Source organism: Natronolimnohabitans innermongolicus JCM 12255, assembly GCF_000337215.1.
GTDB classification, from domain to species: Archaea; Halobacteriota; Halobacteria; order Halobacteriales; family Natrialbaceae; genus Natronolimnohabitans; species Natronolimnohabitans innermongolicus.
This window is the reverse complement of the sequence record NZ_AOHZ01000093.1, coordinates 1-5,701: the sequence shown is the minus strand read 5'-3', so window position 1 is coordinate 5,701 and position 5,701 is coordinate 1. Positions and strand designations below refer to the sequence as shown.

The 5,701-nt window shown below is 65.9% G+C and carries 8 protein-coding genes; 3 read left to right on the top strand and 5 right to left on the bottom strand.

Annotation, left to right across the window (positions count from 1 at the left end; translation table 11 throughout):
- Positions 1-833, top strand: an 833-nt coding sequence (locus C493_RS19740) for a glutamate--tRNA ligase family protein (RefSeq protein WP_007261263.1), incomplete at its 5' end; no start/stop codon positions are given.
- Positions 834-906: 73 nt separating this feature from the next.
- Here the strand turns inward: C493_RS19740 and C493_RS19735 are convergent.
- From C493_RS19735 to C493_RS19730, 3 genes are all read right to left on the bottom strand, one after another.
- Positions 907-1,320 (bottom strand): hypothetical protein, encoded by a 414-nt coding sequence (locus C493_RS19735; RefSeq protein WP_193787917.1) that lies wholly within the window; start codon positions 1,318-1,320, stop codon positions 907-909.
- Between the two features lie 100 nt (positions 1,321-1,420).
- A complete protein-coding gene (locus tag C493_RS23525; protein WP_162832297.1) occupies positions 1,421-1,585 on the bottom strand; it encodes a hypothetical protein in 165 nt (54 codons plus the stop codon).
- 101 nt (positions 1,586-1,686) lie between these two features.
- On the bottom strand, positions 1,687-2,172 hold the full coding sequence (locus C493_RS19730; RefSeq protein ID WP_007261260.1) for a DUF456 domain-containing protein: 486 nt from the start codon (positions 2,170-2,172) through the stop codon (positions 1,687-1,689).
- Positions 2,173-2,338: 166 nt separating this feature from the next.
- On the opposite strand from C493_RS19730, the gene C493_RS19725 reads away from it, so the two are divergent.
- Positions 2,339-3,091 (top strand): SDR family NAD(P)-dependent oxidoreductase, encoded by a 753-nt coding sequence (locus tag C493_RS19725; RefSeq protein ID WP_007261259.1) that lies wholly within the window; start codon positions 2,339-2,341, stop codon positions 3,089-3,091.
- A gap of 160 nt (positions 3,092-3,251) precedes the next feature.
- Complete coding sequence (locus tag C493_RS19720) at positions 3,252-4,328, top strand: pyridoxal-phosphate-dependent aminotransferase family protein (RefSeq protein ID WP_007261258.1); 1,077 nt, start codon at positions 3,252-3,254, stop codon at positions 4,326-4,328.
- Positions 4,329-4,333: 5 nt separating this feature from the next.
- Here C493_RS19720 and C493_RS19715 read toward each other — a convergent pair whose 3' ends face one another.
- Positions 4,334-4,738: a hypothetical protein gene (locus C493_RS19715; protein ID WP_007261257.1), complete on the bottom strand. Its 405-nt coding sequence runs from the start codon at positions 4,736-4,738 to the stop codon at positions 4,334-4,336.
- A 372-nt stretch (positions 4,739-5,110) separates the two neighbouring features.
- Positions 5,111-5,701 (bottom strand): GNAT family N-acetyltransferase (locus C493_RS19710; RefSeq protein ID WP_007261256.1); only part of this gene is annotated, 591 nt, incomplete at its 5' end.

Genomic DNA, 5,701 nt, shown 5'->3' with positions numbered 1-5,701 from the left:
AGCGCCAGCGGTTCGTCTACGACTACTTCGACTGGGAGTACCCCGAAGTCGTCCACTGGGGCCACGTCCAGCTCGACGACTACGACGTGAAGGTGAGCACGTCGACCATCGCGGAACTGATCGACGACGGCGAACTCGACGGCTGGGACGACCCGCGCGCGCCGACGATCAAGAGCCTCCGTCGCCGAGGAATTCGGGGCGAGGCTATCGTCGAGGCGATGGTCGGACTGGGTACCTCGACCAGCGACGTCGACCTCGCGATGAGCACCGTCTACGCGAACAACCGCGACCTGATCGACGAGGAGACCGACCGGCGGTTCTTCGTCCGCGACGGCGACCAGATTCCCATCAGCGGCGACCACCCGAACGAGGCCAACCCGCCGCTGCATCCCAACCACGAAGAGCGTGGCGTCCGCGAGATTCCCGTCGGCGACTCGGTCGTACTCGAGCCCGAGGATGTTCCCGAGGAGGACGAACGCATCTGGCTGAAGGGGATCGGCTGCTTCCGCGTTACCGACGGCGCGCTCGAGTACACCGGCGACGACCTCGCGGTCGTCCGCGAGGGCGAGGTCGACGTCATCCACTGGGCGCCGGCAAAAGAGGGCGTCGCCGTCCGCATGCGAACGCCCGACGGCGACGTTCGCGGGCACGCCGAACCGGCCGTCGGCGGGCTCGAGGCCGACGAGATGGTCCAGTTCGAACGCGTCGGCTTCGCTCGGATCGATAACGCGGCACAGAGCGCCACGGACGACTCGAGCGGAGGACGTTCGCGAGACCGACACGAAGCGGATGACGGGACTGAAGAGACGGTCGTCTACTACGCACACCCCTGAACTGAGTCGAGTGTAGGGACGGGCTCGAACCCGAACTCGTGCGACTCGAGGAGAAGCGGACGGTTCCGACTGGTCACTCGGTGTTTGATGTCGACTCGGACTCCGACGTCGATTCTGGCTCCGGCTCTGACTCCGACGTCGACTCCGCTTCCGTGATCAACGGCTCGTCGGACTCCGGTTCGGCTTCCGCGACGCCGTCCGTTTCATCGGTCGACTCCGGATCAGCGTCCGCCTCTTCGTCCGACTCCCGTGTCGTGTCCGCAGATTCGTCGTCCGTCGCCGACCCGTCGTCGGCGTCGGAGTCGTCTTCCGTCTTCGATTTCACCGGCGCGATCTCGTCGCTGCCACACTCCGGACACGCCGCGGGCTCGCTGTAGAACCCCGTACCGCAGTTCCGACAGCCGTACTCGTAACTTCCCTCGCGTCCGGCCGCCGCCTCCTGTTTCAGCCGTTCGACTTTCTCCCCCAGCCGCTCGAACATGCCCATGGCCGTATCACCGTTCTCCACCCTGATAAATTTCGTCTTCGAAGTACCGGTTACGAACGGCGGAGTGGTGACGTCTACTGTGGGTGCAGTCTGGACGGGCTCACTCGAGTAACGCTTCTCCCCGATCGGTTACCGGATCGGCGACGACGCCGTCCTGCCGGCCCAGCACGCGGGCGTGGGCCGCACAGACGAGGCGGTTGTCCGTCCACGGGATGTGGAGTTCGACGGTCGCGGAGCGCTCGCAGTCCGGTTCGGGACACTCCATACGATCCTGTACGGGGTCCCCGAGGGCGTTCGTTGCGGTGAACGACACTCCCTGAGACAGAGCGTCACGACGGGTTGGTTCGCCAGCGGAGCGCGACGCCATCAGAACGCGAACACCGTGACGACGAACGCGAGCAGTATCGTCGCCGTCAACAGCGCCTGAATCGCCGTCGAGGCGAGCGTCCCGACGGTCGCGAACAGCGCCGAGCGCGTGCTGTGTGCGGCGTCGCCCCGGCGGTAGTACTCGAGGACGAAGACGGTCCCGAACAGGCCGACGAGCAGTCCGACGGGGCCGGTAACGAGCAGGAGGACGACCGCCACGCCGCCCGCGACGGTCGTCGTGGTCCAGGACGCGCCGCCGACTCGAGCGGCCAGCGAGCCCGCGAAGAACTCGGCGAACAGGGTCACCAGCCCGAGCACCGTGAGGACGACCAGCGCGACGGTACCGGGTTCGGCGAAGCCCGACTGCCACCAGTAGAGGTAGACGCCCGATAGCGAAAGCAGGCTGCCCGGAACGAGCGGGAGCAGCGTGCCGACGACGCCGCCGACGAGCAAGGCGATCGAGACGAGAGTGACCGCATCGACCATATTCGTCTCGACGGCGGGAGCCGGCAAAGGCGTGTGGCCTTCGGATGTGGGACGGGGGCAGAACGGAGACGGTACAGCGAGTGAACGGAGACGGGAGGAGACGAACCATTTCCGAGAGAGGTTCCGATGCCAGTACCGTTACGTACGAGCGACCGAACCAACGGATATGACCGAGACAAGCGCCGAACGCGGTGCGATCATCGTCGGCGGATCGTCGGGCATCGGCGAGGCGCTGGCCCGCGAACTCGCCGCCGAGGGCTACGAGATCGGCTTAGCCGCCCGTCGGACCGAACGCCTGCAAGCGATCGGAAGCGAACTGCCGACCAGCTCCTACGTGGCGACGATGGATCTCACCGACGCCGAGGACGCTCGAGACGGCTTTTTCCAGCTCGCCGAGGCGATGCCGTCGGTCGATCTGGTCGTCGTCAGTGCCGGCGTCGCCGACACGAACTACGACCTCGAGTGGGAGTCTGAACGCCGAACCATCGACGTCAACGTCCGCGGCTTTACGGCCATTGCGACGGCGGCGCTGGAGTACTTCGAGACCACGCCGGACCACGCGAGCGAGAACGACGGCCATCTCGTCGGCATCTCCTCCGTGGCGGCCCACTTCGGTAACGGCGGCACGCAGGCGTACAACGCCTCGAAGGCGTACGTCTCGCGGTACCTCGAGGGACTGCGCAATCGTCAGGCCGGCAGCGACGCCGACGTGACGATCACCACGATCGAGCCCGGATTCGTCGACACGGAGATGGCGTACGGATCGTTCTGGCAGTGCTCGCCCGAGACGGCCGCCGAACAGATCGCCCGGGCGATTCGCAGGGAGCGCAGTCACGCCTACGTCACGCGGCGCTGGCGGCTGGTGGCGTGGGTGTTGAAGGCGACGCCCGAGCCCGTGTTGCGGCGGCTGCTCTCCTGAGTCGGGCCGAGCCGAGCAATCGGTCCTCGCGTCTCGCCCTCGCAACATCGGCCCTCGCGTCTCGCCCTCGCAACATCGGCCCTCGCGTCTCGCCCTCGCAACATCGGCCCTCGGGGCACCGCAATCGACTACTCTACGCGGCCCGGACGATGAGCCGAGCATGAACTTCACGCCAGGGCCGACGGCCGTCCCGCCCGCAGTCAGGGACGCGATGGCCGAACCGCAACCGAACCCGGACCTCGAGGACGAGTTCACCGAACGCTACGAGCGCCTCTGTGACGACCTCGCGACCGTCTACGGCACCGACCACGACGTCGTCGTTCCCGGCGGCGAGGGCATTCTCGGCCTCGAGTCCGCGATCGCCTCGCTCGTCTCGCCAGGCGACCGCGTCCTCTGTCTCTCGAACGGCCGCTACGGCGACGGCTTCGCCGACTTCGTCGACTCCTACGACGGCGAGCCCGAGCTCGTCTCCGCGCCCTACGACGAGGGCTTCGACCTCGAGGGGATCGAGGCGGCGCTCGAGGACGCCGCGAGCGATAGCGAGCCGTTCGCACTCGCCACGATGGTCCACTGCGAGACGCCGACGGGGACGCTCAACGATCTCGACCCCGTCCTGGACCTGCTCGACGAACACGACGTGTTGAGCGTCGTCGACGCCGTCTCCTCGCTCGGGGGGACGCCGGTTCCGACCGACCGGATCGATGTCTGCCTCGGCGCGTCCCAGAAGTGCTTCAGCGCGCCGCCGGGGCTGACCACCGCCGCGATCAGCGACCGCGCGTGGGACGCCATGGCGGCGCGCGAGCCGTCCTCGCTGTACACGAACTTTCTCCCGTGGAAGGACGTCTCCGACGGCTTCCCGTACTCGCACCTGAGCGCCAACGTCGCCGCCCTCGAGACGGCGATCGATCTCTTGCTCGAGGAGGGCCTCGAATCCGTCTTCGAGCGCCACGAGGACGCCGCAGAACGCTGCCGGGAGCGAGGGCGAGCGCTCGGACTCGAGGTCTACCCCGAACCGGAGCGCCAGTCACCGACCGTGACGGCGTTTCGCCGGCCGGGCGACGCAACCGAGATTCAACAGCGGGTTGCCGAGGAGGAAGACGTCGTGCTCGCGACCGGTCTCGGCGAGATGGAAGACGATATTCTCCGCTTCGGTCACATGGGGTACAACGCCGAGGAAGAGAACGTGGACCGGGCGATGGACGCGCTCGAATCAGTTCTCCGTGACCGCAGAGGGTAGCACTGTCAGTCACCGAGCGCAGTTTTGAGTGTCTCGTTCTGGTTTCTCGTCTCGAGGTCCGACTCGGCGAGTTCACGGCACGCTTCGACGAATTCCGTGTTTTTCATCCGTCCGGTGAAGACGTGAGAGTCGCCCCTATCAGTTCTGATGTCGGTGACGATGATATCGTAGTCTTCACCGTTGAGATAGTCGTACGTAGTGGAGAGCCCACCCAGGACGAGAAAACACATGAACACGGTGACGAGGTCCACGTCCGGATCCGTGATTTGACCGGCAAACGAGACCGCGTAGACGACCAGCACGAGTAAGACGGTGATGATCGCGAAAAACCACCCGAGTAACTTGTTGCCCTGAAGCGTCGTATCTCGTCTGAACGTAATGCTGGCGACCTCGTCCGTCGGGATCGTCACCGGAGACCACGTATCCGGATCCGTCGGGGTATACGTAATATGAGTGTCATTCCCGGCGAAGATCCCACGGTTTTCTCCATCGATGACGTATTCATCGATATACGCTTCAGTTTCAAAATACATTACACGTGAGTTTGGGAGAGCTCTCTTTGAGGCTTTTGGCCCCTGTGAACTCTACGGGTCCGTTTGCTTGGTAATACTGAACGCGAGTTTTCCGTCTCCGGGGACGAGACGCTCGAGACGACCACGACAGTCCCTGCTGCACATCGAGACCGTAAGAAGGCTCGAGCGCGGTAGCCCCTGTCATCCTACCGTTCCGACAGGTCGATCAGGCCGTTTCGAAGGCCCCGATCTGGACGAATCGCGAGAGTACTACGTGTCGAGGAATCGCTCTCGAACCTCGAGCGCCGCGTCTCCCCCATAGCGGTCGACGAGCGGACGGAGTGCATCGCCGAGGGCGCGCATACACTGACTCGTCGAGTGGTACGCGAGCGAGTCGGCGACCGAGTCCCAGTCTCGAGCCTGGAGCGCGCGCATGACGAGCAGGCGTTCCTCGCGGTCGGTCAGGTCGATTTCGTCGGGCTCCTCGACGACGTAGCGGACGACCAGCGGGCGGAACGGACCGGGGTCGGCGTCGAAGAGACCGGGACCGTAGGCCGCGCCGGCGACGACGCGCCACTCGTGGTCGGTTAGCTCGAGTTCCGGCGCTGCGTCGCCGTCGACCGATCGCAAGGCCGCGCGGGCGACGTCAGGCTCGAGGTCCGCGAGCGCGTCCGTACAGACCGCCGCGAACCGGCGAGCGAACCAGTCGGCGTGGCGGTCGTGAAGTTCGCGGCCGGCGTCGCTCGTCGGCGCGAGCATGAGCGCCGAGTACTCGCCGCTGGCGTCGTTGCGCGTCGTCGAGACGTGGACCGTGCGGTAGCCGTTCTCGCGCCAGAACGCGAGGAGGCCCGGGGTGGCGCC

Bases quoted from the DNA above. Each gene is read 5' to 3' on its own strand.
- C493_RS19725 (WP_007261259.1), top strand. From the start codon at position 2,339: ATGACCGAGACAAGCGCCGAACGCGGTGCGATCATCGTCGGCGGATCG.
- C493_RS19735 (WP_193787917.1), bottom strand. From the start codon at position 1,320: ATGGGCATGTTCGAGCGGCTGGGGGAGAAAGTCGAACGGCTGAAACAG.
- C493_RS23525 (WP_162832297.1), bottom strand. From the start codon at position 1,585: ATGGAGTGTCCCGAACCGGACTGCGAGCGCTCCGCGACCGTCGAACTC.
- C493_RS19730 (WP_007261260.1), bottom strand. From the start codon at position 2,172: ATGGTCGATGCGGTCACTCTCGTCTCGATCGCCTTGCTCGTCGGCGGC.
- C493_RS19720 (WP_007261258.1), top strand. From the start codon at position 3,252: ATGAACTTCACGCCAGGGCCGACGGCCGTCCCGCCCGCAGTCAGGGAC.